26 protein-coding genes are annotated in these 25,712 nt (G+C 68.5%); 8 read left to right on the top strand and 18 right to left on the bottom strand.

The features are described from left to right. Positions 1 to 10 precede the first annotated feature (10 nt). The 3 genes from ASC91_RS18170 to ASC91_RS18160 form a co-directional block, all read right to left on the bottom strand. Positions 11 to 3,064 (bottom strand): glycoside hydrolase family 2 TIM barrel-domain containing protein, encoded by a 3,054-nt coding sequence (locus tag ASC91_RS18170; RefSeq protein WP_056199908.1) that lies wholly within the window; start codon positions 3,062 to 3,064, stop codon positions 11 to 13. 15 nt (positions 3,065 to 3,079) lie between these two features. Next, entirely contained in the window at positions 3,080 to 4,768 is a 1,689-nt protein-coding gene (locus ASC91_RS18165) for a beta-xylosidase (protein WP_082532799.1), read from the bottom strand. A gap of 135 nt (positions 4,769 to 4,903) precedes the next feature. Beyond that, positions 4,904 to 5,314 (bottom strand): TfoX/Sxy family protein, encoded by a 411-nt coding sequence (locus ASC91_RS18160; RefSeq protein ID WP_200955307.1) that lies wholly within the window; start codon positions 5,312 to 5,314, stop codon positions 4,904 to 4,906. Between ASC91_RS18160 and ASC91_RS18155 the strand changes: the two genes are divergently transcribed. Both ASC91_RS18155 and ASC91_RS18150 read left to right on the top strand, forming a co-directional pair. Then, complete coding sequence (locus ASC91_RS18155) at positions 5,307 to 6,389, top strand: diguanylate cyclase (protein ID WP_162247815.1); 1,083 nt, start codon at positions 5,307 to 5,309, stop codon at positions 6,387 to 6,389. The genes ASC91_RS18160 and ASC91_RS18155 overlap by 8 nt on opposite strands. Before the next feature lie 5 nt (positions 6,390 to 6,394). Continuing rightward, positions 6,395 to 7,060 carry a protein-L-isoaspartate(D-aspartate) O-methyltransferase gene (locus tag ASC91_RS18150; RefSeq protein WP_056199892.1) on the top strand — a complete coding sequence of 222 codons (666 nt, stop codon included), beginning with the start codon at positions 6,395 to 6,397 and terminating at the stop codon, positions 7,058 to 7,060. Positions 7,061 to 7,163: 103 nt separating this feature from the next. On the opposite strand, the gene ASC91_RS18145 is transcribed toward ASC91_RS18150, so the two are convergent. Further along, on the bottom strand, positions 7,164 to 7,634 hold the full coding sequence (locus ASC91_RS18145) for an adenylyltransferase/cytidyltransferase family protein (RefSeq protein ID WP_200955306.1): 471 nt from the start codon (positions 7,632 to 7,634) through the stop codon (positions 7,164 to 7,166). Between the two features lies 1 nt (position 7,635). Between ASC91_RS18145 and ASC91_RS18140 the strand changes: the two genes are divergently transcribed. Further along, a complete protein-coding gene (locus tag ASC91_RS18140) occupies positions 7,636 to 8,070 on the top strand; it encodes a hypothetical protein (RefSeq protein ID WP_056199889.1) in 435 nt (144 codons plus the stop codon). A gap of 45 nt (positions 8,071 to 8,115) precedes the next feature. Here the strand turns inward: ASC91_RS18140 and ASC91_RS18135 are convergent, their stop codons facing one another. Continuing rightward, a complete protein-coding gene (locus ASC91_RS18135; RefSeq protein ID WP_056199886.1) occupies positions 8,116 to 8,697 on the bottom strand; it encodes a hypothetical protein in 582 nt (193 codons plus the stop codon). A gap of 186 nt (positions 8,698 to 8,883) precedes the next feature. Between ASC91_RS18135 and ASC91_RS18130 the strand changes: the two genes are divergently transcribed. The 3 genes from ASC91_RS18130 (at position 8,884) to ASC91_RS18120 (ending at position 10,179) form a co-directional block, all read left to right on the top strand. Then, positions 8,884 to 9,240, top strand: a complete 357-nt coding sequence (locus ASC91_RS18130; protein WP_056201253.1) for a PRC-barrel domain-containing protein — start codon at positions 8,884 to 8,886, stop codon at positions 9,238 to 9,240. Positions 9,241 to 9,345: 105 nt separating this feature from the next. Further along, the gene (locus tag ASC91_RS18125; protein ID WP_056199883.1) at positions 9,346 to 9,894 is read left to right on the top strand and encodes a hemerythrin domain-containing protein; all 549 of its coding nucleotides are present in this window, start codon (positions 9,346 to 9,348) and stop codon (positions 9,892 to 9,894) included. 27 nt (positions 9,895 to 9,921) lie between these two features. Further along, on the top strand, positions 9,922 to 10,179 hold the full coding sequence (locus ASC91_RS18120) for a hypothetical protein (protein ID WP_056199881.1): 258 nt from the start codon (positions 9,922 to 9,924) through the stop codon (positions 10,177 to 10,179). Between the two features lie 95 nt (positions 10,180 to 10,274). On the opposite strand, the gene ASC91_RS18115 is transcribed toward ASC91_RS18120, so the two are convergent. The 5 genes from ASC91_RS18115 to mnmH all read right to left on the bottom strand — a co-directional run bounded on the left by ASC91_RS18115 (position 10,275) and on the right by mnmH (position 16,561). Beyond that, positions 10,275 to 12,152 carry a potassium transporter Kup gene (locus ASC91_RS18115; protein WP_056199877.1) on the bottom strand — a complete coding sequence of 626 codons (1,878 nt, stop codon included), beginning with the start codon at positions 12,150 to 12,152 and terminating at the stop codon, positions 10,275 to 10,277. A gap of 117 nt (positions 12,153 to 12,269) precedes the next feature. Beyond that, positions 12,270 to 13,409: a sensor histidine kinase gene (locus ASC91_RS18110; protein WP_157281781.1), complete on the bottom strand. Its 1,140-nt coding sequence runs from the start codon at positions 13,407 to 13,409 to the stop codon at positions 12,270 to 12,272. 7 nt (positions 13,410 to 13,416) lie between these two features. After that, positions 13,417 to 14,280: a transglutaminase family protein gene (locus ASC91_RS18105; RefSeq protein ID WP_056199870.1), complete on the bottom strand. Its 864-nt coding sequence runs from the start codon at positions 14,278 to 14,280 to the stop codon at positions 13,417 to 13,419. A gap of 154 nt (positions 14,281 to 14,434) precedes the next feature. After that, the gene (selD, locus tag ASC91_RS18100) at positions 14,435 to 15,505 is read right to left on the bottom strand and encodes a selenide, water dikinase SelD (protein WP_056199867.1); all 1,071 of its coding nucleotides are present in this window, start codon (positions 15,503 to 15,505) and stop codon (positions 14,435 to 14,437) included. Between the two features lie 9 nt (positions 15,506 to 15,514). Beyond that, the gene (gene mnmH / locus ASC91_RS18095) at positions 15,515 to 16,561 is read right to left on the bottom strand and encodes a tRNA 2-selenouridine(34) synthase MnmH (protein ID WP_056199862.1); all 1,047 of its coding nucleotides are present in this window, start codon (positions 16,559 to 16,561) and stop codon (positions 15,515 to 15,517) included. 85 nt (positions 16,562 to 16,646) lie between these two features. On the opposite strand from mnmH, the gene sugE reads away from it, so the two are divergent. Next, on the top strand, positions 16,647 to 16,967 hold the full coding sequence (gene sugE / locus ASC91_RS18090) for a quaternary ammonium compound efflux SMR transporter SugE (RefSeq protein WP_056199860.1): 321 nt from the start codon (positions 16,647 to 16,649) through the stop codon (positions 16,965 to 16,967). On the opposite strand, the gene ASC91_RS18085 is transcribed toward sugE, so the two are convergent. The 5 genes from ASC91_RS18085 to ASC91_RS18070 form a co-directional block, all read right to left on the bottom strand. Continuing rightward, a complete protein-coding gene (locus ASC91_RS18085; RefSeq protein ID WP_056199857.1) occupies positions 16,964 to 17,170 on the bottom strand; it encodes a hypothetical protein in 207 nt (68 codons plus the stop codon). The genes sugE and ASC91_RS18085 overlap by 4 nt on opposite strands. Positions 17,171 to 17,184: 14 nt before the next feature. After that, on the bottom strand, positions 17,185 to 17,334 hold the full coding sequence (locus ASC91_RS30040; protein WP_157256336.1) for a hypothetical protein: 150 nt from the start codon (positions 17,332 to 17,334) through the stop codon (positions 17,185 to 17,187). A gap of 103 nt (positions 17,335 to 17,437) precedes the next feature. After that, positions 17,438 to 18,916: a CHAD domain-containing protein gene (locus tag ASC91_RS18080; RefSeq protein ID WP_056199854.1), complete on the bottom strand. Its 1,479-nt coding sequence runs from the start codon at positions 18,914 to 18,916 to the stop codon at positions 17,438 to 17,440. Between the two features lie 13 nt (positions 18,917 to 18,929). After that, a complete protein-coding gene (locus ASC91_RS18075; protein ID WP_056199851.1) occupies positions 18,930 to 19,592 on the bottom strand; it encodes a glutathione S-transferase in 663 nt (220 codons plus the stop codon). Positions 19,593 to 19,686: 94 nt separating this feature from the next. Beyond that, the gene (locus ASC91_RS18070; RefSeq protein WP_056199848.1) at positions 19,687 to 20,583 is read right to left on the bottom strand and encodes a DMT family transporter; all 897 of its coding nucleotides are present in this window, start codon (positions 20,581 to 20,583) and stop codon (positions 19,687 to 19,689) included. 18 nt (positions 20,584 to 20,601) lie between these two features. Here ASC91_RS18070 and ASC91_RS18065 point away from each other — a divergent pair, with 18 nt between their 5' ends. Next, positions 20,602 to 21,759 carry an FAD-binding oxidoreductase gene (locus ASC91_RS18065; protein WP_056199846.1) on the top strand — a complete coding sequence of 386 codons (1,158 nt, stop codon included), beginning with the start codon at positions 20,602 to 20,604 and terminating at the stop codon, positions 21,757 to 21,759. Between the two features lie 7 nt (positions 21,760 to 21,766). Here the strand turns inward: ASC91_RS18065 and ASC91_RS18060 are convergent, their stop codons facing one another. The 3 genes from ASC91_RS18060 to glnE are packed head-to-tail and all read right to left on the bottom strand — an operon-like array spanning position 21,767 to position 25,687. After that, positions 21,767 to 22,408, bottom strand: coding sequence for a hypothetical protein (locus tag ASC91_RS18060; protein ID WP_056199843.1), 642 nt, complete (start codon positions 22,406 to 22,408; stop codon positions 21,767 to 21,769). 16 nt (positions 22,409 to 22,424) lie between these two features. Further along, entirely contained in the window at positions 22,425 to 22,988 is a 564-nt protein-coding gene (rrtA, locus tag ASC91_RS18055; protein ID WP_082532795.1) for a rhombosortase, read from the bottom strand. Continuing rightward, positions 22,967 to 25,687, bottom strand: coding sequence for a bifunctional [glutamate--ammonia ligase]-adenylyl-L-tyrosine phosphorylase/[glutamate--ammonia-ligase] adenylyltransferase (glnE, locus tag ASC91_RS18050; protein ID WP_056199837.1), 2,721 nt, complete (start codon positions 25,685 to 25,687; stop codon positions 22,967 to 22,969). Before glnE ends, rrtA begins: the two co-directional genes overlap by 22 nt. Positions 25,688 to 25,712 lie beyond the last annotated feature (25 nt).

Genomic DNA, 25,712 nt, shown 5'->3' with positions numbered 1-25,712 from the left:
CATGCGGCCGTCAGAACCGCAGCAGCAACCGGCCGCCGTAGCGTCCCGTCGCCAGGGCCGGCTCACCCGCCGGCCCGGTCAGGTCAGCGGCCTGGCCCTTGGCGCCCATGGCGGGGATGGCGTGCAGGAAGCCGATGTCGCTGGCTGGGAAATCCACGCTGGTGGTCGGGAAGTCTGCCAGCCTCGCGCCCAGTTGCAGATAGCTTGCCCCGTCGTTGACGATGGTGAGGTCCCCAACTGGTGAGATCAGCCGCAGCCAGCGCGGGTCCGCGAAATAGCCGGCAGGCGGCGCGATGTCGTACACACCAAGCACGGGCCCGCGCAGGCGGTTCTGCCAGACGGGGCTCGGCCCGCGCACGAGCGCGCGGAAGCCGCTGACGTCCGCCAGCGGGCGGTCAAACCCGATGCCGTGGTACAGCATGGGGCCTTGGAGCTGGTAGCCGTAGTCCAGCGCAAGCACGCCGCCGTCGTCGTCCTCGCCGAGCGTCCAGCGCACGCGGTCCAGCCCGCCGGCGCCAGGCGCTTCCAGCCAGGCGCCTTGCGGCCCGGTGCCTGCGGTCACGGCGACCTGAGCCGCTGGTACGGCGAAGCGGTCTGCTTCGAAGGCCAGCCGCAGAGACACCACCGAGGGCGTGCGCCGCACGCCCGCCAGGCGGGTCACGCGCAGTGCCTTCACGGCCTGGGGCGGGAAGATGTAGGTCTGGCCGTCGCGCGCCACCCGTGCGCCATCAAAGACGGTCTTCCAACGCTGGCCATCGGCAGACAGATCCAGCTTGAAGCTCGCCCAGCCGTCGGTCTCGGTGATGCCGAGGTCGATGGTGGCGACATTGGCCATCGTCGGGGTGGGGAACTCGTAGACGCCGTCGGCCGTGGCGGCCGGCTCCAGCCATGCCGGCTCGGCGGCCTGCCTGGGCCGGGCGACGGCCAGGCGTGGCCCGTTGGACAAGGGTTGCGCCTTGCCGCCCCTTGCCAGTTCGAGCAACAGGCCGGTACGGGCATCAAAGCGCGCGGACATGGCGCCGGCCTGCAGCCGGATGCTGTCGCCGTCTCTTACCACCGCGGGCGCGCCGGCATGCTGGCGCGCGAGGTGGGAGGGCCGGTCCGGCTCTGCCCAGACCCAGGTCCACAGATGCTGGTCGCCTTGCATTGCCGTCAGGCGCAGCGCATCCGCCTCGCGCCAGGCCGCGGGCAGCGGCAGCTTCAATTCACCCGCGGCATGCGGGGCCACGGCCGGCCCGGCGAGGTCGCCCTGGGCCAGCACGCGGGCGTCCGGGCTGCGGTCCTGCGGTTGGGCGAACCGAATCCATTCCCACTGGAAGCGCACCGCCGCCAGCGTCGTGAAATCGAACGCGTTGCGCAGTTTCAGCACGCCGTTGAATTGATCGTCGAGCGTTGGCGGCGCGATTTGCACCGGTGACCAGATCTCCTTGACCGTGTAGTAGCTGGGCTCCTTCTCGTGCCGGGGGCCGACGATGCCGTCCGGCGCGTAGGTGCCGAACACGTCGATGCGCCCGCCCTGGTCGGTGCGCACGAGGCCTTCATCCGCCAGGTTCCAAAGGAAGCCGCCCGCGCCGCGCGGCGAGGCGCTCATGGCCCGCCAGTAGTCGTCCAGGCCGGCACCCAGGCCGCCGTCGAACAGGCCGTGCAGGAACTCGGTGGGCATCACCAGCAGCGGGCCGGCCAGCCGGCGCTGCAGGTCCGGGTAGCGCGGGTAGTGCTTGGTGTCGATGCCGCCAAAAGCCTCCCAGGGGTGAATCAGCGGCCGCGCCTGCGGGTCGTAGAGGGCGAAGTCGCCGTCCAGCTCGCGGTTCCAGCCGCCTTCGTTGCCGTTGGACCAGAACAGGATGCTGGGGTGGTTGACGTCGCGCTCCACCAGCTCGCGCACGAGCTTGCGGCCCACCTCCGTGTCATGGGCCTTCTGCCAGCCGCTCAGCTCGTTGATGACGTACAGCCCCAGCTCGTCGGCTGCCTCCAGGAAGGCTTTCTCGGGCGCGTAGTGGGCCACGCGCATGGCGTTCATGTTCATGGACCGGATGAGCCGCGCGTCCTCATAGGCCTGGGCGCGCGACACGGCGCGGCCCGTCTCCGGGCGGAAGCTGTGGCGGTTCACGCCCTTGAGCATGATGCGCTGGCCGTTGAGGTACAGGCCCTGGCCCTCGCGCACCTCGAAGGTCCGAAAGCCGAAGCGCTCGCTGACCTGGTGGACGGCCTTGTCGCCTTCGAACAGCGTGAGCTGCAGGAAGTACAGGTGCGGCGTTTCGGCGGACCAGAGCAGCGGCTGGTCGATCCGCCCCTGGACGCGCACGCGCCCGGCGCCGCCGGTGGGAATCGCGGCGGAGAAGGGTTGGCCCACGGCCGTGCCGTCGCGGGTGGTGATCTGGGCCACCAGCCGGGTCACCGTGCGCGGCGCCCGCAGCGTCACGTCGGCCGTGAGCTCGCCGCTGGCCTGGGCGTTGATGGCCACGTGCGCGATGGACTGCAGCGGCGACGCCTCCAGCCACACCGGCCGGTAGATGCCACCGAACACCCAGTAGTCGCCATGGCGCTCGGCGATGTCGGTGGCCGTGGCGGCCGAGGCCTCGCTGACTTGCACCTCGATCTCGTTGTCCTCGCCCGGCTTGAGCCAGCGGGTGATGTCGTGGCTGAAGCGGTTGAAGCCGCCCTGGTGGATGGACCCGGTGACATTGCCGTTGACCTTCACGAGGGTGTCGGTCATCACCGCATCGAAGACCACGCGGACCGTGCGGCCCTGCCACTCGGCCGGCACGCTGAAGCGGCGTCGGTAGATCGCCTTGTCCGCCGCCCGCGGGCCTTTGTCGTAGCCGTACTGGTAGTGGCCAAAGCCTTGCTGTTGCCAGTTGGACGGCACCTTGATGCGCGCCTGCTCGCCCGCGCGCTGCCCGCCGTCGATGACGAAGTCCCAGTCCAGCGCGTCATCCGGGCCGGTGCCCGACAGCATCAGCGTCTCGGTGCGCGGCGCGTCCGCGGCCAGCGCCAGCGGCGCCAGCAGGCCGCAGACGAGCAGGCCGGCCAGCCACTTCAGTGCTGCAAGCTTGACGTTCACCGGGTGTACTTGCGCCTACTCGATGACGAGCAGCGACACACCCTGCCGTGGCAGCGTGAAGCTCAGCGTCGCACTGCCATTGGCCACCGCCAGCGCCGGCAGCGCGGCCGGCGCCATCACCGAGGCGGCTTCCAGCTGGGCGTACTGCTTCGCGTCCGGCGCCTGGGGCGCGCCCATCGCCTGCCAAGCCGTGAATGCGTTCGCGTGGGCCTTGTCGACGCGCCACTGCGTCACCGACCGCGTCGCCTGCCCGCCCAGGCCCGCCAGCTTCAAGCTGACCGCCGCATCCGGGCCGCTGGCATCGTCGTCGTGATAGTGCCAGGTCATCACCGCAATCTTGCCGTCGGGCGTGCGGGTGGCCAGCACGCCCACATCCGGGCGGCCGCGGACCCCGTTCGCCACGATGTCCTCCAGCGCCACTTCGGCGTCGCTGGTGGCGCGCAGCTGCGTTGGCCCCAGCTTGGCGAACATGCGGAAGATGTTGAGAACCGGCAGGTCGACACCGTTCGTCGCCAGTTGGCGATAGCCCGCAAACCAGGGCTGGTCCTCGAACGTGAAGGCCCAGGTCAGAGCGCCTTCCAGGTTCACCTGGTGGCGGTCGGCGAGCTGCCAGATGCGCTTGTAGCTGGCCGCCGTGTAGCTGGAGTACATGGTGCCGTTGCGGTAGGCGTTCTGCGGGCCTGGGCAGGCGGCGCAGCCTTCCGGGTCGTTCTCGCCGATGACGATGGGCTTGTCCTTCAGCTCGGGCACCGCGGCGATCTTCTGGAAGCCGTTGGCGATGCCGCTCAACTGGGGCGCCATGCCCATGCGCACATGCCCGTCGACGAACCGCGGGCTGCCCTTGGCGTGGAAGGCGAGGAAATCGGTCGGCGTGCCGATCTGCCCCGTCGCATGGTTGCGGCCGCTGACGACATGCTTGAGGAAGGCGTCCATGAACGCCCCCCCGGAGCCCGCAACGTCGGGGCCACCCACGCGAGCCTCGGGCAGTGCCCGGCGCACGGCGTCGATGGCGTAGTCATGCAGCTTGTTGAACTCTTCCTGCGTGCCGGTCCAGTAGGCCGGGCCGTTGGGCTCGTTCCAGACTTCGAAGTACCAGCGCAGCACTTCCTCGCGGCCGTAGCGCTCCACGCAGTGCCTGGTCCACTGGAAGACCAGCTCGGCCCACTTGGCGTAATCCTTCGGCGGGGCGTTCCAGCCGCCGGCGATCAGGTCGTAGGCGAAGCCGGGGCGCCAGCTGTGCTGGTACGGCGTGCCCGGCTTGGCGCTCGACAAGGCCTGCGGCATGAAGCCAATCTGCAGGTAGGGCCGCACGCCGCGTTCGAGGTAGCTGTCGATGATGCGGTCGGGGACGGCCCAGTCGTAGACCGGCTTGCCGTCACGGTCCTCGGTGTAGGCATTCGTGCTGCCCCACTTGAACGCCGGCGTGCCGTCACCCGTGTTCAGCAGGTTGTGCGCGCGGAAGTACACGCTCCCCGGCCGCAGGTCGCCCAGCCGCTTCATCAACTTGCGGCCGTCCTTCATGGTCGCGTAGTTGGGCTCGTCCGCGCCGAAGAAGCGCCAGATGGGCTTGAGCTCGCCCATGGAGCGACCGGCATCCACCTCGATATGGACGGGGAAGGGTTCGGTCGGTTGAGCCTGCGTGGTAGCGGCGATCAAGCCGGCCATGACGATGGCGACGGGCCGGGGCAGTGGCTGGAGCTTCATGGCATGAATGGCGTGAAACGAGAGGTCGAAGGGCTCGGACCGCGATCATGACGACATCCACTGCGTGTGCCGCTCGCAATTCCTGGCCGAGTGTAGGAAGGGCCTTCGCTGCGCCGCAAGCGCCCGGCCATTCACTCAAGAACGTGAGCGCGTGCCGTCGGTGGTGCCAGCCCCCTTGGCCCTGGCCCGCGATGTGCTCTGCCTTTCCCTGGCCGCAGGCAGCGTCGCGTTGTACTTGAGGGACAGCTCGATCCAGTAGTCCAGTGCCGCCTTCGTTTGCACGGTCGTCGAGGCGACGAACACATAGCCTGGGTAGGGGCGCCCCTTCATGACCACCGTCTCGACACCGTCACGCTGGAGCGCCATCTCGTGCAGCGCCGGGTCGATGCGGCACATCAGCCGCTCGGGCCTCGCCGTCACGCACAGGTGGTCGCGCACCATGAAGCCGGCGCTGCCGAACATGCGCTTCTCACGCACGTCGGCGACACCGGCCAGCGCGTGGCGAACGCGGTCTACCAGGTCGTCGCTGATCGGGGACGTGTTCACGGAGATTCCTGATGTCGACTTGACGGCGCCAGTATCTGACAGGGGTGGCACCGGGAGCGCCAATTGCCGCCCACGACCAACGTCCTCCCGGGAGCTTCAGCTGCCTGTTCGTGAGACTGCCTTCATCCTCCATGTCGATGACAACCTGGACAACCTTGCTTCGACGAAGCTGATCCTGGATCGTCCCGGCATAGAGGTGGTATCCGCCGAGTCCGCTGCGGTGGCGGTGGAACGGTTGACGCAGCACGACTTTGCGCTGGCGCTGGTCGACGTCAACATGCCCGACGTCAATGGCTTCCAGCTTGCCGAGTCCATGCGCGATGAGGCGCGTTCCCGCGAAGTTCCCATCATTTTTCTGACGGGCGACGGCGGCGACGCAGCGCGGACTTTTCGTGGCTACGAGGCCGGTGCCGTCGACTTCCTGGTCAAGCCGGTGCACCCTCAGGTGCTGGAAAGCAAGGTCGGTGCGTTTGTCGCCCTCTATCTGCAGCGCAAGTTGCTGCGCGATCAGAAGGACGACTGCGAGCGCCTGTTGAGAGCCAACCAGCGGATGGCTTCGGAGCTGGAACGTGCGCACGAGCTGGCGGTTCAGGCAGCTTTTACCGACGATTTGACCGGCACGCCGAACCGCCGGCACATCCTGAAACTCGCTCAGAGCGCCCTGAACGACCCCCGCAGGCATTCCCAGCCGGTGAGCCTTGCGCTGCTGGACCTGGACCACTTCAAGAGAGTCAACGACACGCGTGGCCACGCCGTCGGGGACGCCGTGCTGCGCCACTTCTGCGATCACACCCAGGCCCATCTGCGATCCGGCCAAGCCATGGGCCGCATCGGCGGCGAGGAATTCCTCCTGCTGCTCCCGGGCACCGAGATGGCGGAGGCCTGCACCGCGCTCGAGCGAGTGCGCCACACGCTGGAGCCGCATGCCGGCATTGCCTACACCTTCTCGGCTGGCGTCGCGCAGGCCCGCCCGGACGAGGCGCTGGATGCCGTGCTGGAGCGTGCCGACCGGGCGCTCTACGTTTCCAAGGAGCACGGCCGGGACTGCACGTCCAGCGAATTGATGGATTTCTGAGCGCCATGAACGTGGATTACGCCGAGCGGCGCGAGCGCATGGTGGCCACACAGCTGGCCGCCCGCGGCATCCGCGCCGACGCGGTGTTACGGGCGATGCGCACCGTGCCGCGCGAGGCTTTCGTCGAGGCGGGCTTTGAGGACGTCGCCTACCAGGACGCAGCAATGCCCATCGCCCAGGGCCAGACCATCTCCCAGCCTTTCATCGTCGCGCTGATGATCGAGGCCGCCGAAGTGAAGGCGGGCGACGCGGTACTGGAGATCGGCGCGGGCTCGGGCTATGCGGCTGCCGTGCTGAGCCGCATCGCCGCGCACGTGTCGGCAATCGAGCGCAGCGAAGTGCTCGCCCGTCGTGCGCATGAGCGCCTGGCGGCGCTCGGCTACGACAACGTGGAGATCATCACCGGCGACGGCAGCGGCGGCTGGCCCGGCGGGGGGAGCTTCGATGCCATCCTTGTCGCCGCATCGGGCCCGGACGTGCCGCCCGGGCTCAAGGCCCAGCTCGCGCCCGGCGGCCGCCTGGTCATCCCGGTCGGTAAAACCCGAGGCCAGACCCTCGTCAAGGTGAGGCGCCTGGCGAACGGCCACTTCGACCAGCAAGCGCTCGCCGACGTGGCCTTCGTGCCATTGATCGGCGCACAGGGCTGGGCCGAGGAGGAGGCCAGGTCATGAGCGCCGCCCCGGGCAAGCTCGCTGCTCGCTTCCCGGCCCGACCCCTACCGCCTTAGGCGCCTGAGAGGGTCTTTAGGGGAAGGCGCATGCGCCCCAAGCTCGATCAGCTGCGTCTGGCCGCCGCCGAGTGGCCGGCCAAGTAGGGCACGGTGACGACGCGGCCGCCCCAGCCGCGCACCAACGGTGTCTCAGGCAGTTGTTCCGCCGCGTGGTCGCTGCCCTTCACGTACACGTCGGGCCGCACCGCCTGCAGCAGCGCCGCCGGCGTGGCCTCTTCGAACCACGTCACCCAGTTCACGCAGGACAGGGCCGCGATGACGTGGGCGCGCTCGTGCAGCGTGCAGCAGGGACGCTCACCCGGCTTGCCCAGGTCGTGGGCGGAGGCGTCGCTGTTCAGCGCAACCACCAGCACATTGCCCTGGCGGCGTGCCGCCTCCAGGCAGCTGACGTGGCCGACATGCAGCAGGTCGAACACGCCGTTGGTGAACACCAGCGGCCGCTCCAGCCATGCCAGCCGCTCGATCAGCTGCTCGGGTGCCAGGCATTTGAAGGCGCCGTTCCAGTTGCTCTGCACCTTGCATCTCCTGCCGGTTGAAGCCCCCGGTCATGTTCCAGGCGAGGCGCTGCGCGTTAGCGCAGACGAGGTCCCGTGCGCCAGCGCATTGGCCGGCCTCGACGCCGTCGATGGAGACGCCGAATTCCACCTGCAGTCTGTGCAGCAGAACTTGCCGCAGCTGCGCAAACTGCGCTCGCGTGAACGGGCCGCTCCGTTGGGGGGCGATGACGAGGGCCGCGCCCGCGCGCTGCCGCCGCGCCAGTCGACCATGGCGAGCTGGACGGCGATGGCAGGCGCCGTCAACGCCGCCTTCGCAGCGTCGGCGGTGAGGAAGCGGCTGACGGTTGGTGCTGGGCTCAAGGGGCTTTTGCGCAGGGTGCGGAAGGCCCAACGATTGGCAAATGCCGCTCCCACCGGCCGCGAGGGCCGATGCTGGCCGAGCGGCTGCACCTGATGCCGCAGGCGGGCCACCATGGCGGCCAGACCGTCGGCAACCTGCTCAAGCCGCTTGCCGTGCCCTTGCTCTGTTCTGCGGCCAGTCGACGGGTGTGAGCCGGTCACCGGCCAGCAGGAGCTGCGGCACTTGCTGGAACAGCCAGCGACCCGCCTGGCAGCGAAACGACCACGTCAGGTCGAATCGCTCGGACGGCCAGTTCTCCGGCACTTCATCGACTGTCGTGATCGCCTTGGCAAGTTTGGGGAGGTCGTCGTGCCGCCAGCAAACCAGCACCGGTGCGTCCAGCGACCGCAAGTGCCACGCGAGCTTGTCCACCGGATCGTGATCCGACCAGCGTTCATCGACGGCAACCCCGAGGCGGTCGGCCAGGCCTTCCACGGTGTCATAGGGGCGGGTCGACGGATGCATTGCCGTTGGCCGGGCCGCAAGGATGTGCTGCGGGCGCTCCAGCACCTGCGGATGCAGGCGTTCAGCCAGTGCCGAGAAGTACGGAACCAGCGCACCGGCGCGGCGCCAGCCTTGAACACTGAGTGAGTTGGGATCGTCGCGGCCGGATTCATCCACGCCGCCGTCCTCGCCATGTGGCTTCTCGGCGTGGCGAATCAGCATGATGCATTTCGACATGGCTGAACTTCAACTGCTGCATCGCAGCATGCGCCAAGCCAGCGGTGGCATGTGTAGGACGGAATGCCGCATGGTTGGCAAGCCTGCAAGGCGGTTCAACGAGGCAGGAGGCACCGCGCGTGGGTACGTGATTTGCCGTCGAAGCAGGGCGGCGCCATCGACCGCTACACAGCTACGGAGACCACCATGAACACTGACAACACCACCGGCCCCACCATCGCTGCCTCGAAGGTTGAAGGCACCGAGGTCTACAACCTGCAGGGCGACAAGCTCGGCTCCATCGACGACCTGGTCATCGACAAGGCCTCCGGGCAGGTGCGCTACGCCGCCCTGGAGTTCGGCGGCTTCCTGGGCATGGGCACCGATCTCTATCCCATGCCCTGGTCCAAGCTGAAGTACGACACCGCCAAGGACGGCTATGTGGTGAACCTCGACAAGTCGCAGCTGGAAGGCGCGCCGCGCTATGCCCGCTACAGCGAGCCGGCATACACGCGCGACTACGGTCGCAAGGTCTACGACTACTACGGCGAGACCTGGGTTTGATCTCGACAGGGCGGTTCGTACCGCCCTTGCCGAAGACAAGCTCTGAATTCACCGGCTCCGGTGCCCGCCGGAGTCTTTCCAAACCATCAGCCAGCAGGAACTCCCATGCCCACCAGCGCAACGAAGACCTCAGCCAAATCCACCAAGAGCACGGCCAGGAAACCCGCCAGCCCGACGACACGCGATTCGACACCGGACGCGATCGATCTGCTGACCGCCGATCACCGGGAGGTGAAGTCCCTGTTCCGGGCCTATGACAAGCTTGTCAAGGCCGATGGCGATGCCGGCGAGAAACAAGCCATCGCGCTGCAGATCTGCGTCATGCTGACCGCGCACGCCACGGCTGAGGAAGAGCTCTTCTATCCGGCCGCGCGGGACGTGCTGGGCGACGACGCCGACCTGATCGACGAAGCCGACATCGAGCACGCCAGCGCCAAGGAACTCATCGCGCAGATCGAAGCCGGCTCGCCCGATGACGATCACTACGACGCCAAGGTGAAGGTGCTTGGCGAGTACATCGACCATCACGTCAAGGAAGAGGAAGGCGAGATGTTCCCCAAGATCCGCAAGTCCGACCTCGACCTGGATACCTTGGGTGAAGCCATCGCCGGGCGCAAGGCGGAGTTGATGGGGCAGGACGCTGAGCCGCACTGACGGCGTCGTTCAATCCAAGGAGAAGCCATGAGTGAGGCCATCGCCGACGTTCACCGGGGTGTGCGGTTCACGGTGGAGGCGGCGCCTCGCAGCGGCGGCTTCGAAGGACGCTTCGCGATCCTTGACGTGGCCGCCGCTGGCCAGGTTGGCACGGATGACAGCTACCGCCCGGCAACCGACAACCTGTGGGCTACGGAGCAGGAAGCATTGACCTATGCCACCGAGGCCGCTCACCACGCCATCGAGGGGATACCGGCGTTCGACAAGGGAACGCCGGGGTTGTAGTGCGAGCACGTCGTTGCTGCCGTGGTTGAGCGCCTCGACGCTGCCGGACTGCCCCCGCGGGCCGAACTGTTCGCAAGACGGCGCGACGCGCCTGGCTATATCTGCACGCGTGTGCCCAGTTCGACCACCGCGTTGTCCGGCAACCGGAAGAACCTGGCGACCCCGCTGGAGTTGCGGCTCAATGCTGCAAACAGGCGCTCACGCCAGTTCGCCATGCCGCCACCGGGAGTCGGCACCACCGTCTCGCGGCTGAGGAAGTAGCTGGTCTCGAAGGGCTCGATGCGCAAGCCCTTGGCCTCGCACAGCGCCAGTGCCAGGGGAACGTCGGGTTCCTCCATGAACCCGTAGTGGACGAGCACGCGCCAGAAGCCTGGCGCCAATGACGTCAATTCGAGGCGGTCGGCTGCGTCGACCATCGGACGGTCGTGGAACATGACGTTCAGGATGACGTTCGTTTCGTGCAGGACCTGGTTGTGCTTGAGGTTGTGCAACAGGGCCTGCGGCACGAGGTTCGGGTCGGCGACTGCATAGACCGCCGTGCGCCGTGCACGATGGGCTTCGCCCAGGGCGAGGCTCTCAATGAAGGGCTGGAGTTCGATGCCTTCGCTGCGCAGGCCGGCCATCAGCAGCTGACGGCCGCGCGCCCAGGTGCTCATCAAGACAAACAGCATCAGGCCCAGCGCCAGCGGAAACCACCCGCCGTCGAAGAACTTGATCGCGCAACCGGCAACCAGCAGCATGTCCACGGCCAGGAAGAACACCGTGGCGCCGATCGCCAGCGGCGCGGGGAGCTTCCAGCCGTCGCGAATGACGAAGAAGGTCAGCACGGTCGTGATCAGCATCGTCAGCGTCACCGCGATGCCGTAGGCCCCCGCCAGCGCCGATGAGCTGCCGAACATCAGCACCGCACCGATGACGCCGGCCAGCAGTGCCCAATTGGCCGCCGGCACGTAGATCTGCCCGGACTCGCTGGCGGAGGTATGGCGCAAGGTGAGGCGCGGCAGGAAGCCGAGCAGGATGGCCTGCTTGGTCATCGAGTAGGCCCCGGAAATCACGGCCTGCGAGGCGATCACGGCGGCCATCGCAGCGAGGCCGACCATGGGCAGCACCAAGGCGCTGGGGAAGAGGCGGAAGAACGGGTTCTCGATGGCCGTGGCGTCTCCGATCAGCAGCGCGCCCTGGCCCAGGTAGTTGAGCGCCAGCGCGGGAAACACCAGCCCCGTCCAGGCCAGGCGGATCGGCCTCACGCCGAAATGGCCCATGTCGGCGTAGAGGGCCTCGGCGCCCGTCAATGCCAGCACGATGGCGCCGACGGCAGCGAACAGATGCCATCCCCGCGTGCTGAGGAAGGCCCAGGCCTCCAGCGGGTTGAGTGCAGCCAGGATCTCGGGATGCTGGGTGATGTGCATGACGCCGATGGCGCCGAGCACGGCGAACCACAGCACGATCACAGGCCCGAACACCTTGCCCACCGCCGCCGTGCCATGGCGCTGCACCAGAAACAGCCCCACCAGGATGGCCACCGAGATCGGCAGCACATAGGGCTTCAAGGTCGGCGTCACGACCTCCAGGCCTTCGATGGCGCCCATCACCGAGATCGCGGGCGTGATGACGCTGTCGCCATAGAACAGCGTCGCCCCGAACAGGCCCAGCAACAGCAGCGCGCCACGCAGCCTGGGCCGCTGCTGCACGGCATGGGCGGCCAGGGCCGTCAACGCGAGTGCACCGCCTTCACCGCGGTTGTCGGCGCGCAGGATCAGGATCACGTACTTGAGCGTGACGACGAACATCAGCGCCCAGACGATCACCGAGACCGCGCCCACCAGGTTGTGGGTGTCCAGCGTGACGCCGGTAGCGGGCAGGAATACTTCCTTGAGCGTGTAGAGGGGGCTGGTGCCGATGTCGCCATAGACGACACCGATTGCGCCGAGCGTCAGTGCGGCCAGGCCGCTGCGTTGGGTCTCAAGGCTCATGAACGGGAAACTGGGTGGGATGGAGCCAGTTTCCCGTAGGCGGTGTAAAGAACGTATAAAGATCGCGGCAGCCCGCTGCCGGCGTGTGCACCATGCGCCAACCAGGCTGGCGAGAGTTCAGCCTTGGCGCAACACCGGAAGGTCGCGGGCTGTACCGTTCACTCGGCCTTGAGGACTATCCGGCGGAGATGTGGCGGCGGCGATGCTGAGGTATTCGGAGGGAACGGGGGCTTCGGTCGACGCTGGCAGCCTGACCCGGATCAGCGTGCCCTGATTCGGCGCCGAGGTCACCGACAAGCTGCCGTGCTCGGCTTCGACCCTGAATCGCATGCCCAGCAGGCCGTAGCTCGAGTTCGTTGCTGCGTTGGCGTCGAAGCCGACGCCGTCGTCCCGCACCGTCAGTTCGGCCTGCCCCTGGATGATGCCCAGGTTCAGCCACAGCTGGCGCGCGCGCGCATATTTGCTGACGTTGGTGATGGCTTCCTGAACGACGCGATAGACGACGAGTTCGGCGGCCTCGGCGAGCCGCACGGGCGCCAGCTCGCAATGCACCAGCACGCCGGAGCGCTTCGCGAAATCGCCGGCCAGGATGTCCAGCGTGACGGCCAGGCCCAGGGTGTCGAGGGTGGACGGGCGCAGGTTCTCGATGATGTCCTGCTTCAGCGCGATGCCGCTGTTGAGCTTCTCGATCAGCCGCGTCAGCGGCTCCAGCGCCTCGGGTGCGAGGCTCGCGACGCGGGTCTTGATGCGCGCGGCATCAAGCTTGGCGGACGTCAGCAGCGAGCCCATCTCGTCGTGCAGGTCGCGCGCCAGCCGGGCCCGCTCCTGCTCGCGCGCCGTTTCGATGTGATGCGCCAGCTTGACGAGCTGCGCGGTGCGGCGCGCCACCTCGACCTCCAGCCGCTCACGCTCGATCTGCACCAGGCGCTGGCGTTCCTGCTTTTCGCGCTCGCGCTGGTCTTCCAGCGCGAGCCCCTGGCGCAGGTACAGGAACAACGCAGCGAGGCTGGCCACGCTCAGCAGCGCCACGCCCAGGCGGTTGAGCAGCAGCGTGCGGTGGATGTCGGTCTGCTGATCGGTGGGGGCGGCGCGCAGTTCCTCCAGCCTGGCGGTGCCGGCGCGCAGGGCGCTGAGTTCACCCAGCACGTCTTCAGACTGCCAGTAGGAACTCTCGCCCACCAGCACCACGGTCAACGCTGCGGCGCAGGCCAGGGGAACCAGGATGGGATGCCGGGCTAGAACCGAGAGAATCTTCACGGCCACGTTATCCGTCCGTCGAGATGGCGTCGGTGCAGTGGTAGGGCAGCTGCAGGCGACCGTCGGCACCGGCCACGGCCTGGATGTTGATGACCGGGGCGCTGGAGTTGACCGTGCCGAAGATGGTGGCGAAGGCGACGTCGGCGGCATCACGCCCGGTGCCAAAGCGCACGAAGCCCATCGGGATCGCGGTGCCTGAAGGGTCGAAGATGTACCAGCGGTCGCCGACGTAGGCCTCCACGTAGGCATGGAAGTCGGTCGGCCCGAGCGCGGGGTCGGCACCATAGTCGATGCCCGTGGCGAAGCGCGCCGGGATGTTGATGGCGCGGCACAACGCGATCATCAGGTGGGCAAAGTCGCGGCACACGCCCACTTGATCGAGCAGGGTGTCGATGGCGGAGGTGTTGGAGTCCGAGGTGTTGGACGTGAAGGTCGTGCGCTCCAGCACCCAATCGCGGATGGCCTGCACGCGGCCATAGCCCTGCCAGCGCTGGCCGAACTCGCGCATGGCCATGCGGTGCAGCCGGTCGGACTGGCAGTAGCGGCTCGGGTAGATATAGCCCAGCACCTCAGCGGGCAGCCGCGCGACGGGCACCTCGCCCACGTCGCCCGGCGGGGCGAAGTGATGCATCAGGTCGACCGTGGCGCGGTAGGCCACCTTCAGCGGCCCGGCCTGGGCCTGCAGGCGCAGGTAGCGGTTGCGGGTGACCGGCTCCGTCTCGACGCGGGCCAGCAAGGGCTGGCTCAGCGTCAGCGACTCCGCCACCACCAGCTGGCGGGGCGTGCTGGCCGCGTGGATGTTGAAGATGAAATCACAGCCCGGGTCGGCAATGACGTAGTCGAGTTCAAGCGCGATCTCGAGGCGGATCATGTTTGGCACGCAGGAGTGCGACCTGCTGCCAGCAATGCGGATCCAGAACGGGACGTCATGAGGGGCTCCAAAGTAGCCCGACCTTACACCCCCCCGGCCGGGCATACCTCTGTTGCCGGGAGGGGATAGGCGGTCGGACCCGCCGTGGGGCGGCTCAGTTCAAGCGCAGGCGGCTGCCTTGCGGCCCGTTTGCCACGACCCTGCCGATCTCCGCCGCCGCACCGAACCCATGGCGGCGAAACACGTCCAGCACGGCGTCAACCGCGCTGGCGTCGCAAGACACCAGCAGGCCGCCGCTGGTCTGGGGGTCGCTCAACAGCGCCTGATCGATGGCCGGGAAGCCCTGCGGCAGCTGCACGTCCGAGCCGTAGCCGGCCCAGTTGCGCCCCGAGGCGCCGGTGACCATCCCGCGCTCGGCGAGCTCGCGCACCTGCGCCAGCAAGGGCACCCGCGCCCAGTCGAGCTCGACACTGGCCTGGGCACCGCGCGCCAGTTCCAGCGCATGGCCGGCCAGGCCAAAACCCGTCACATCGGTCATCGCATGGACGCCGTCCAGCGCCGCCAGGTCCGGCCCCGGGGTGTTGAGCTGTGTCGTGGTGGCGATCATCCGCGCGTAGCCCTCGGGCGAGAGCGACTCCTTCTTGAGGGCCGCGGAGAGGATGCCTACGCCCAGAGGTTTGCCCAGCACGAGCCGGTCGCCGGGGCGTGCGTCCGCATTGCGCTTGACGCGCTGGGGGTGCACCACGCCCAGTGCGACCAGCCCGTAGATCGGCTCGACCGAATCGATGGTGTGACCGCCCGCGATCGGGATGCCGGCGGCAGCGCAGACCGATTCACCGCCCGCCAGGATCTTGCCGATCACGTCGACCGGCAGCACGTTGATGGGCATGCCCACCAGGGCCAGCGCCATGATGGGTTTGCCACCCATGGCGTAGACGTCGCTGATGGCATTCGTCGCCGCGATCCGGCCGAAGTCGAAGGGGTCGTCGACGATGGGCATGAAGAAGTCGGTGGTGGCGATCAGCGCGATCTCGTCGGTCAGCTGGTAGACCGCCGCGTCGTCGGCGGTCTCTATGCCCACCAGCAGTTCCGGCGGCGCCGGAAAGTGGCGCGTGCTCTTCAGGATCTCGCTCAGCACGCCCGGGGCGATCTTGCAGCCGCAGCCGCCACCGTGGGACAGGGAGGTCAGGCGGGGCACGGGTGGCGTGGCGGGCGTTTGGGTCATGGTTGGAATCTAGGGCAATGAGGCGATGCGGCTGGCCAGGGCCTGGATGCCGGCATCCGACAGATCCTCGCATTGCAGGCGCTGGGCGTCGGGCAGGCCCGCCAGATGGCGGCCCTGCGAACGGGCATACAGAGGGTCGTAGTGCCGGGCCATCAGGGCTTCGAAGAGCGGCGGCAGGGCGCCTTCCAGCGCCCAGGCCTGCCACTCGGCCAGCACTTCCTTGGGCAGCAGTTCGCGCAGCGTGCCTAGCTTGTCGGCCAGGCCCTGCGGGTCGTCACCCAGCCAGGCGTAGTCGCGCAGCAGGTAGTCGAGCCGGGCCTGGGGTGACGCATCAATCTCGACGACCGGGCTCTCGCGCAGTCGCTGCAGCAGCGGCTCCGGCACCGTGATGCGGCCGATGCGCCGGCTCTCCGCTTCGACCCAGACGCGCCGGCTCAGGTCCAGGCCGGCCAGGGCCTGCATCAACTGCGTCTCGAAACCCTTCTGCGACGGCTGAGGCCGGCCGGGCATGGCGCCCAGCACCGAACCCCGGTGGGCCGCCAGATCTTCGAGGTCGAGGACTTGCTCTCCTTGAGCGGCGAGCGCCTGCAGCACCCGCGTCTTGGCGCTGCCGGTGGGGCCGCACAGCACGCGCAGGTCGAGCCGCGGCGCCAGCAGCGCAATCTGCTCGATGACATGGGCGCGCCAGGCCTTGTAGCCGCCCTTGAGCTGCTGTGCATCCCAGCCCACCAGCCTCAGCCAGTTGACGAAGCTGCCGCTGCGCATGCCGCCGCGCCAGCAATAGACCAGCGGCCGCCATTCCCTGGGCTTGTCCCTGAACAACTGGTCCAGGTGGCTTGCGATGTTGCGCGCCACCATGGCCCCACCGATCTTGCGCGCCTCGAAGGCCGAGACCTGGACATAGGTGGTGCCGACGATGCGACGCTCCTCGTCATCCAGCACGGGGCAGTTGATGGCGTCGGGAATGTGGTCGAGGGCGTATTCGGCCGGCGAGCGCACGTCGATGAGGACGGTGAACTCGCCCAGGTCATTGACGGTGGTGGGCTTGTGACTCATTGCTGCTAGGTTAAGGCAACCCCACGCGGCCCCGGGGATTCAAGCGCGGCCAGAATCCGCGGCGCATCTCTCCAGAGGAAAACGGATGGCCTGGATCATTCTCGTCATCGCCGGCCTGTTCGAGGTCGGTTGGGCCATCGGCCTGAAATACACCGACGGCTTCACCAAGCCCTGGCCCAGCGTGGCAACGGCGGCCTGCATGGTGGCCAGCCTCTGGTTGCTGGGCATCGCGATGAAGTCGCTGCCAGTGGGCACGGCCTATGGCGTCTGGGTGGGCGTCGGTGCGGTCGGCACCGTGATCCTGGGCATCTTCCTGCTCGGTGAGCCGGCCAACCCGGCGCGGCTGTTCAGCATCGCACTGATCGTGGCCGGCATCGCCGGGCTCAAGCTGTCGTCGCCGGGCTAGTCAACGAAGAACTCGCCGCCCGCCGCGTGATACCTGCCGTGAAAGACCTGATGGCCGGGGCCGCGCTGGTGGGCCGCGGCTTGCGCCTCGGCGGCGTGCGCATGGATGCTGACGAAATCGCCGGGAAGCTCCTGCTTCACCCGCAGCACCATCCAGCCTGTGACCCAGCCGGTGTTTCCGGCGTCAGTTTGCAAGGGTTCCATGGTTTCTCCTGCAGTCAATGCCGCTTGAAGTACTGCACCTCGCGCTCGTGTTTTTCGGCCTGTTCGCGTGTGTCAAACGTGCCCAGGTTCCTGCGCTTGCCGGTCTGTGGATCGGGCTTGCGAGAGTAAAGGCGGTACTGGCCGCTGCCGAGCTTGCGAATCATGGTCGGCTCCTTGGTGGCGAAGGCCCAGTTTTCGCCGCGTTGCGGTTCTTGTGTGTAGGACGGCGCGAGAGCGTGCTGACCGAGCGCTCCCGCGGCTGTGGCATCAGCGCGGCAGCGGCTCGACGGCGGCCAGATGGCCCAGTTCGTCGCGCGCCCGCTCGCGGGCCTCGGCCAGGCGCGCGGTCAGCCAGCCGACGGCGAACCAGGCGGCAGGGTCGGCGGTCACCAGGGCCTGGTAGCGATCGCGCGCGACAACGAGGTCGTTGATCTCACCCAGTGCCTGCTGGGCCGCGGCCAGGGCCTGCAGATGACGGGTGGCGCGTTTGTGCGGCAGCAGCGGAGCGAAGAACTCGAGCGCATAGCGCTGGCGCTTGGCGTGCTTGCGCAGCGCATGCAGGGCCGTGGGCTCGAGCTCGTCGAAGCGGCGGCAGCCGTCCACCAGCCTCTTGTGCCAGCGGCGCAGCCGCTTGCGCGCCAGGCGCTGCAGCGAATCCTGCGGCTCGGCGAGGGGCTGAAGGCCGGCGCGCCACGAGATCCAGGCCAGCAGCTGGTGCTGCGTCTCGTCGCTGCGGATCAGCGCGGCGAGGTCGGGCAGGGCGCTGTCGGCGGGAAGGGACAGCGGCGGCGCACCGGCCTGCTTGAGTTCGGCGACGACGCCGCTGCCCAGCACATCGCTGTCGCGCGCCTTGCCGAGTTCGGCGAACAGCCGGCGCAGGCCGTCCACCAGCCCGGCCGGTGGCTCGGCCACCCAGCCACGGAAGGCCCGCAGCGCGCTACGCAGGCGGCGGATGCCGACGCGGGCCTGGTGCACATGCTCGGCGCGCAGCTCGGGGGCGCCCTCGGTCAGGCCGATGGCATTGCGGTTGAGGTGGGCCAGGCATTCATCGAACACCGCACCGAATGCGTCCAGTGCGCCCGCGTCCTGGTCGTAGCGCGGCGACTTGGCCTTGCGCAACGGCGGATGAGGCGAACCGGCCGCGAGGCCGTGGCCGCGCTCGGCCTTGTTGCGCGGGTCGTGGACGAGGCCGAAGCGCTGCCGCCAACGCTCAACCAGATCCAGCATCGCGACCGGCGAGCCCGACACCAGTTCGAACTCGATCTCGCGAAACTTCTGCACTGCGGCGCCGGCCGTCAGCCGGCCCTCGTCCAGCGCGATGTCGACGACAGCGCCGCGTGTGCGCACGCGGCGCATCAGGCGGCGCTGCTGGATCTGGAAGCGTTCCAGGGCATCCTGGCCCTCGGCCTTGGCCTGTGCCAGCAACTCGATCAATTGCTGGCCAGGCGCCGTCGCGGCATGGGCTTGCGGGTCGGGGCTGGCGTCGGGGCGAGTGACCTCGTGCTCGAAGCGCTCCAGCGCACCACCGCGCGCGGCCTTCAGCCCTTGCACCCAGCGCCGGCCTTCACGGCGCATGCGCCAAGCCAGCCCGGCGCGAGCGAGGCGCCGGTCGGGCGTGTCGAAATAGGCGTCGATCAGCGAGACGCGCCGCGCCGCGCCGCGTGCGCCAAGCTCGGCCGCCAGCGCCGCGCGGGACGACGCCGGCACGAGGAACATCAGTTCGATCTCGATGTGCGCGGCGGTCAAGGCAGGGGCGTGTTCAGGCTCGATTGGCCGCCAGTGAGCGGTCCTGGTCGGCCTTGCGGTCGGCCGCCACCTTGATGGCATGCGGGCGCTCGCCGATCAGCTTGGCATAGGGCTTCCAGTCCACACCGCCGGCCTGCAGCAGGTCTTCGCCATAGATGATCTTGGTCGCCATGCCCACCAATGGCAGGCTGACCCAGCCGGCGCAGTCGGCCAGCGTGAAGCTGTCACCGGCCAGATAGGGGCCGAACCTGGCCAGGCGCTTGAAGGCGGCGATGTTCTCGGGCAGCACGCGGGCCACGCGCTTCTTGGTGCCGTCGCTGACCTCGCCGCCGAAGAAGGCCTCGGCATACAGCTCGCGCGCGACCAGCTCCAGGTGCAGCTCGACGTAGGTGATGAGCTCGCGCACCTTGGCCGCCTCGTAGGGATGGGCGGGGATCAGCCGGGGCGTCTCGGGATAGGCCGCCTCCAGGTATTCCACGATGGCCTGGCTTTCGCACAGCGGGCCATGCGGCGTCTTGATGAAAGGCACCTTGCCCAGCGGCGAGCAGCTCAGCACGTCCTCGGCATGGGAATGCGTCTTGATGTATTCCTCGCTGAAGGGGATGTCCTTTTCCAGCAGGGCCAGCTTGACCTTGTTGTAGTAGTTCGAGAGCGGGATGCCGCAGAGGGTGATCATGGGGAGGTCTCCTGGTGAATGCCGCAGTCTATGCAGAGCGGCGCTGCGGCTCTAGCGCGGTGGCGACAGCGGGAAGGGCTTGCTCAGCACTTCCCTATCGATTCACCAGCACGATGCCCACCGCCAACGCCGCCAGGGCCGCGACGAGGCGGGCGCTGATGCCCTCGCCCAGCAGCAGGGCGCCCGCCAGCAGGCCGAACAGCGGCGTGCTCAAGGTGAAGACGGACAGCTTGGTGGCCGCGTAATGGCGGATCAGCCAGAACCAGACCAGATAGCTGGCAAAGGTGACGATGATGGCCTGGAAGCCGAACAGACCCAGCAGGCGCGGTGACCAGTGCAGGGGCAGGGGTTCGCCGGCGACCAGAGCCGCGGCGCACAGCGTCAGGGCTGAAACGCCGAGCTGGTAGAGCAGGGTCTTCTCGGCCGGCGCCGAACTCAGCTTGGTGGCGCGGATGGCCAGCGTCGTGCCGCCCCACAGCACGGCGGCCGCCACGCCGAGGGCGTCGCCCCACCATTGCATCGGCGTGCCCGGCGCCGAGAAGCCTTCCGCGAACGCGAAAGCCATGGCGCCGAAGGCCAGCACCAGACCCAGCCACTGCCGCGCCGACAGCGCCTCACCGCGCGCGATCCACGGCATGCCCAGGGCGACGACGAAGGGCGCCAGATAGATGAAGACCACCATGCGCGAGGCGCTGGTGTACTGCAAGCCGACAAAGATGCAGCCGAACTCGGCCGCAAACAGCAGGCCGGCCAGCAGGCCGCCGCCCAAGCTGCCGTCGCGCTCGAACAGGCGGATGCCGCGCGACATCGACCACAGCCACACCAGCAGGCCCGCCACGGCCGAGCGCAGCCCCGCCTGCCAGAGCGGCGAGATCTCGGTCAGTGCGGCCTTGGCGGCCACCTGGTTGATGCCCCACAGGAAGCAGCACAACAGCAGCAATGAAACGGCGCGGGGATCGAGATGGGTCTGGCGGCTGATCGGAGAGCTCATGGCCCCTATGCTGCCAGCATGTTCAAGGTGACCATCATTGGCGGGGGAATCATGGGCGCCGCCACGGCCTGCTTCCTGGCCCGCGACCATGGCGCGGCGGTGACCGTCGTCGAGCGCGATGCCTCCTATGCGCAGGCTTCCAGCTCGCTGTCGCTGAGTTCCATCCGCCAGCAGTTCTCGCAGCCGGTCAACATGGCGCTGTCGAGGTGGAGCATCGACTTCCTGCGCCGCGCAGCGGACGAGCTGGCGACGGCGGACGACAGGCCCGCCATCGGCCTGGTCGAGCCGGGCTATCTCTATCTCGCGACCGAGGCAGGTGCCGCGACGCTGCGCGAGGTGCATGCGCTGCAGCGTGCCCAGAACGTGGATGTCGCGCTGCTGAGCCCGGCCGAGCTTGCTGCGCGCTTCCCCTGGCTGGCCGTCGACGACATCGTGCTCGGATCGCTGGGCCTGAGCGGCGAGGGCTGGTTCGACGGACCGGCTCTGCATCGTGCCTTCCGGCGCAAGGCCAAGGCCTGCGGTGTGCGCTTTGTCGAAGCGGAGGCGGTGGGCTTCGACGCCACTGGCGACCACGTCACCGCGGTGCGCTGCTCAGACGGCTCGCGTGTGGGTGGCGAAGCCTTTGTCATCACGGCCGGCGCCTGGAGTGCGCCGCTGGGCGCGGCCCTCGGCTTCACGCTGCCGGTCAGCGCCAAGAAGCGCGATGTCTTCGTGCTGGAAACGCCGGCCACCTTGCCCGGCTGCCCCTTGGTCATCGACCCCAGCGGCTTCTGGTTCCGCACGGAGGGTTCATTGATCCTGGCCGGTGGCCCGCCGCGCGGGGACGACGCCGACGAAGCGCCGCTGCACGACATCGACCATGGCCTCTTCGATGAACTGTTGTGGCCGACGCTGGCCGCCCGCGTGCCGGCGCTCGAGGCGCTGCGCGTGCGCTCGGCCTGGGCCGGCTACTACGAGATGAACGCCTTCGACCACAACGGCCTGGCCGGCCGATTGCCGGGTTATGCGAATGCCTTCACGGCCTGCGGCTTCTCGGGCCACGGCATGCAGCAGTCGCCGGCGGTAGGCCATTCGATGGCCCGGCTGATCGCGGGCCTGGATGCGCCTTTGATCGATGCATTGACGCCGCAGCGGCTGCTGGACGGACGGCCTCTGATCGAGGCCAACGTCATCTAGCGCCGGTCTACCTGTTGCGCACGCGCTTCTTGGCGGGCGGCTGGGTCAGCACATAGCGCGTCGCCGTCAGCTTGTCCGATACCGCGCTGGTCTTGTTGTCCACATAGCCCCAGTTGCGCATGGCCAGGCGCACCTCGGTGTCCGACGGGCTGGCTTCCGGGCCCTTGGGGTGCACGACCCAGACCGTCTTGCAGATCATGTCGGCATGGAACTCCGCCATGCGCGGAAGTTCGGACGGGTTGCTCAGCACGGCCACCAGCATGCGCGCCTCGCGCAGATTGGTGGTGATGCCGCCGGCCAGGGCCTCGGCCAGGGCCGGGTCCAGCGTGCCGACGGTGGGCCCGATCAGCAGGGCGGGGTTGTCGGCGCTGACGCCGAGCTTGGCGGCCAGCGTGGGCGGCGGCGTCTGCAGCTTCTTCAACCACTTGGCGCTCTCCTTTTCGCCCAGCACCAGGGCGACGGCCTCTTCCCCGTTTTCGTCCGCTTCGAAGCGCAGTTCCTCGCCTTCGACGCGCAGGTTCTGCAGGGCGGCAATATCCCACTTGCGCTTGATGGCGCCGCGCAGCACGACGGTGGTGGATTCGAGCAGGGCGGTGACCTCTTCGGTCTCGGCGCCGACGCGGGCGGTACAACTGGCTTCACGTCCCATGGGGCGTCCTCAGGTTTTATTTGTCAGATCGGCGCATTGTCAGCCGCCAGGCCAGCGCGCCGGCGACAGCGCCCGTCAGGTGAGCAAATGGCGCCACGGGAAAGTCGAATCCCGGCGTGTCGCGCAGCACGGGGCCGAGCGGGTGTTCAAGGAAGAGCTTGATGACAAGACCGAGCGCAATGCCGGCGCCAACCCAGCGTTCGCGACCCCCGCGCGTGAGCAAAGCCATCGCCGCGATGGCCGCCAGCGCGTGCAGTTCGCCGGACAGCCCGCCGTAGTGCAGCAACTCGGGGCGCAGCAGCAGGCCGAGTTGGGTCAGCGGCAGGGCGATCAGGGCGGCCAGGGCTTCGCTCGATCCCATCGTGGCACGCCAGCCGAGCAGGGCCAGGACGGCACAGCCGGCGAGATTGGCGCCCAGGTGAATAGGCGTCCAGTGAACAAAGGCGGCTGTGACAGCGCGCCAGGGCTGTGCGCCGGCCAGGGCTGGCTGCCAGTCCAGCGCCTCGCGCGGCAGCGGCCAGGCCAGCAGGGACAGCGCGGCCAGCGCCGCGCACAGCATCAGCCAAACACGGCTTGCCATAGCGCGCGCACGGCGTCCCGGTGCGCGGCCAGCGGGTCGGCGGCTTCGGCGTCCAGCGCCGTGGACTGCTCATCCAGCCTCGCCTTGTGCTGCACGCGGCGCAGCTCGCGGTAGGCGTTGGCCGCCGCGACACCCACGCCGGCCGGCAGCAGACCGGCTGACTCCGCAATGCGCAGCAGCGCGATGTTGCCAAGGTCGTCCTGCAGCTGAGGGTGCGTCGCCGAATGCGCCAGCACCAGGAACTGCACGGCGAACTCGGCGTCCATCATGCCGCCCTCGCTGTGCTTGACGTCGAAGAGACCGTCTTTCACGGGCCGCGCCGCGCGCACCTTCTCGCGCATGGCCTGCACCTCGGTCTTCAGCGCCTGCGCGTCGCGCGGCGCCGTCAGCACCTGGCGGCGCACGCCTTCGCAGCGCTCGGCCAGCTCGGCATTGCCGGCGCAAAAGCGCGCCCGCGTGATGGCCTGGTGTTCCCAGGTCCACGCCGTGTTGCTGCCCCGGCCGGTCTGGTAGGCCTCGAAGTGCGCCAGCGACGTGACCAGCAGCCCCGAATTGCCATTGGGCCGCAGGGCGGTGTCGATGTCGAACAACTCGCCGGCAGCGGTGCGCAGCGTCAGCCAGGTGATGAGGCGGCGCACGAAGGCACCGTAAATCTCGGCCGCGTTCTCGTCCTCGTCATCGAAGACGAACACGACGTCCAGGTCGCCGCCATAGCCCAGCTCCTTGCCACCCAGCTTGCCGTAGGCGATGACGGCCAGGCGCGGCTGCGGGCGATGCGCCTTGCCAAAACGCGCCCAGGCCCAGGTAATGGCGATCTGCAGCACCGCGTCGGCCAGCAGCGACAGATCGTCGGCCACCTGCTCGACCGTGATGCGGCCCTCGACGTCGCGCACCAGCGTGCGAAAGACTTCCGCATGGTGGGCGCGGCGCAGCGTGTCCAGCAGGGCCTCCTCGTCGGCCTCGCCGCTGCGCTCCCAGCCCTGCTCGCGTTCCAGCAGGTCGGTGATGAAGGCCTCGCGGTCGAAGCGGGCGGTCAGCAGCAGCGGGTCGGCGAGTTCGTCGATGACGCCGGGGTGCTGCATCAGGTAGCGCATCGGCCAGCGCGCCAGGCCCAGCAGGCGCAGCAGGCGTTGCTGCACGGCCGGGCGTTCGACGAGCAGGGCCAGGTAACTCTCGCGGCGCAGCAGCGGGCCGACCCAGTCGACAAAGCGCAGCGCCGCGTCCAGCGAGCATTCGTCGGCCGCCACGGCTTGCGCCGCGCGGTGGAAGAGCTTGGCCAGGCGCTGGCGCGATTCCTCGCGCAGGCCCTGCACGCGCGGCGTGTCGGCCAGTGCGCGCACGGCCGTGGCCAGCTCCGGCTGCAGGCCGGCCAGGAAGTCCTCGCCATCGACGGCTGGCTTGGGCCCGCCGCACTGGCCGCCCTTGCAGCCGCCCTTGGGCTTGCCGCCTTCGTGCAGCAGCGCGTCGAACTCGGTCGCGACCAGCTCGCGCACCTCGCCGAGCATTTCAAACAGCTCGCAGGCCTCGCGCGAACATTTCAATCCGAGCGACGCGGCAATCCACGCCAGGTCGGCATCGCCCTGCGGCAGGCAATGGGTCTGCTGGTCGTCCAGGAACTGAATGCGGTGCTCGACGCGGCGCAGGAAGACATAGGCCTCGCTGAGTTTGTGCGCCGTCTCGGCCTTCATCAGCCCGCCGGCCGCCAGCTGGGCCAGCGCCTTGACGGTGGAGCGGGTGCGGATCTCCGGGAACTGGCCGCCGCGCACCACCTGCAGCAGCTGCACGATGAACTCGATCTCGCGGATGCCGCCGCGCGACAGCTTGACGTCGTTGGCGCGCTCGGGCCGGCCGGCCGCGCGGGCCTTGGCCTCGCTGCGGATCTTGCCGTGCAGCTGGCGCAGGCCTTCGAAGACGCCGTAGTCCAGGTAGCGGCGGTAGACAAAGGGCGTGACGAGGTTGCGCAACTGCAGGGTGCGGGCGTCGCCCGGCGCGCCCATGCCCGACAGCGGCGCGACAACGCGGCTCTTCAGCCAGGCAAAGCGCTCCCACTCGCGGCCCTGCACGAGGAAATACTCCTCCAGCATGCCCAGGCTGACGACCGGCGGGCCGCTCTTGCCGTTGGGGCGCAGCGCCAGGTCGACGCGAAAGACCTGGCCGTCGTCGGTCACGTCGCCGATCAGCGTGTAGAGCCGTTTGGCCACGCTGGAGAAGTATTCGTGGGCACTGACAGGCCGTGAACCTTGCGTCTGGCCGTCGTCTTCGTAAACGTAGATCAGGTCGATGTCGGACGAGACATTCAGCTCGCGGGCGCCGAGCTTGCCCATGCCCAGCACCCAGAAGGCGATGTCGCCGCCCTCCGCGGTGCGCGGCTCGCCGTGGATGGCATCCAGCTCGGTGCGCGCGTCGGCAAGCGCCTTGTCCAGCGTCACCTCGGCCAGGTGCGTCATGGCCAGCGTGACATCTTCCACAGTGGCGCCCTGTTCGATGTCCAGCACCGCCAGGCGCTCCAGCACCAGGTGGCGGGCCACGCGCAGGCTGCTGGCCAGCGACCGGTTCGTGGCCAAAGTCTCGATCAGCGCAGCAATGACGCCCCGGTCGGGCAGGCCCGGTTGCAACAGTGGCAACTCCGCCGCATATCGGCGGCGAACCCGCTGCACATAGCGGCTGTGCTCAGCAAGAACGGGAAACAGTGCGCTCATGACCCTGTGCTAGATTGACTGCCGG

The organism is Pelomonas sp. Root1237 (assembly GCF_001425055.1).
GTDB lineage: Bacteria > Pseudomonadota > Gammaproteobacteria > Burkholderiales > Burkholderiaceae_C > Pelomonas.
This window is presented reverse-complemented; position numbering and strand designations above follow the sequence as displayed.

Bases quoted from the DNA above. Each gene is read 5' to 3' on its own strand.
- ASC91_RS18165 (WP_082532799.1), bottom strand. From the start codon at position 4,768: ATGAAGCTCCAGCCACTGCCCCGGCCCGTCGCCATCGTCATGGCCGGC.
- ASC91_RS18150 (WP_056199892.1), top strand. From the start codon at position 6,395: ATGAACGTGGATTACGCCGAGCGGCGCGAGCGCATGGTGGCCACACAG.
- ASC91_RS18135 (WP_056199886.1), bottom strand. From the start codon at position 8,697: ATGTCGAAATGCATCATGCTGATTCGCCACGCCGAGAAGCCACATGGC.
- ASC91_RS18130 (WP_056201253.1), top strand. From the start codon at position 8,884: ATGAACACTGACAACACCACCGGCCCCACCATCGCTGCCTCGAAGGTT.
- ASC91_RS18125 (WP_056199883.1), top strand. From the start codon at position 9,346: ATGCCCACCAGCGCAACGAAGACCTCAGCCAAATCCACCAAGAGCACG.
- ASC91_RS18120 (WP_056199881.1), top strand. From the start codon at position 9,922: ATGAGTGAGGCCATCGCCGACGTTCACCGGGGTGTGCGGTTCACGGTG.
- ASC91_RS18115 (WP_056199877.1), bottom strand. From the start codon at position 12,152: ATGAGCCTTGAGACCCAACGCAGCGGCCTGGCCGCACTGACGCTCGGC.
- ASC91_RS18105 (WP_056199870.1), bottom strand. From the start codon at position 14,280: ATGATCCGCCTCGAGATCGCGCTTGAACTCGACTACGTCATTGCCGAC.
- selD (WP_056199867.1), bottom strand. From the start codon at position 15,505: ATGACCCAAACGCCCGCCACGCCACCCGTGCCCCGCCTGACCTCCCTG.
- mnmH (WP_056199862.1), bottom strand. From the start codon at position 16,561: ATGAGTCACAAGCCCACCACCGTCAATGACCTGGGCGAGTTCACCGTC.
- sugE (WP_056199860.1), top strand. From the start codon at position 16,647: ATGGCCTGGATCATTCTCGTCATCGCCGGCCTGTTCGAGGTCGGTTGG.
- ASC91_RS18085 (WP_056199857.1), bottom strand. From the start codon at position 17,170: ATGGAACCCTTGCAAACTGACGCCGGAAACACCGGCTGGGTCACAGGC.
- ASC91_RS30040 (WP_157256336.1), bottom strand. From the start codon at position 17,334: ATGATTCGCAAGCTCGGCAGCGGCCAGTACCGCCTTTACTCTCGCAAG.
- ASC91_RS18075 (WP_056199851.1), bottom strand. From the start codon at position 19,592: ATGATCACCCTCTGCGGCATCCCGCTCTCGAACTACTACAACAAGGTC.
- ASC91_RS18070 (WP_056199848.1), bottom strand. From the start codon at position 20,583: ATGAGCTCTCCGATCAGCCGCCAGACCCATCTCGATCCCCGCGCCGTT.
- ASC91_RS18065 (WP_056199846.1), top strand. From the start codon at position 20,602: ATGTTCAAGGTGACCATCATTGGCGGGGGAATCATGGGCGCCGCCACG.
- ASC91_RS18060 (WP_056199843.1), bottom strand. From the start codon at position 22,408: ATGGGACGTGAAGCCAGTTGTACCGCCCGCGTCGGCGCCGAGACCGAA.
- rrtA (WP_082532795.1), bottom strand. From the start codon at position 22,988: ATGGCAAGCCGTGTTTGGCTGATGCTGTGCGCGGCGCTGGCCGCGCTG.
- glnE (WP_056199837.1), bottom strand. From the start codon at position 25,687: ATGAGCGCACTGTTTCCCGTTCTTGCTGAGCACAGCCGCTATGTGCAG.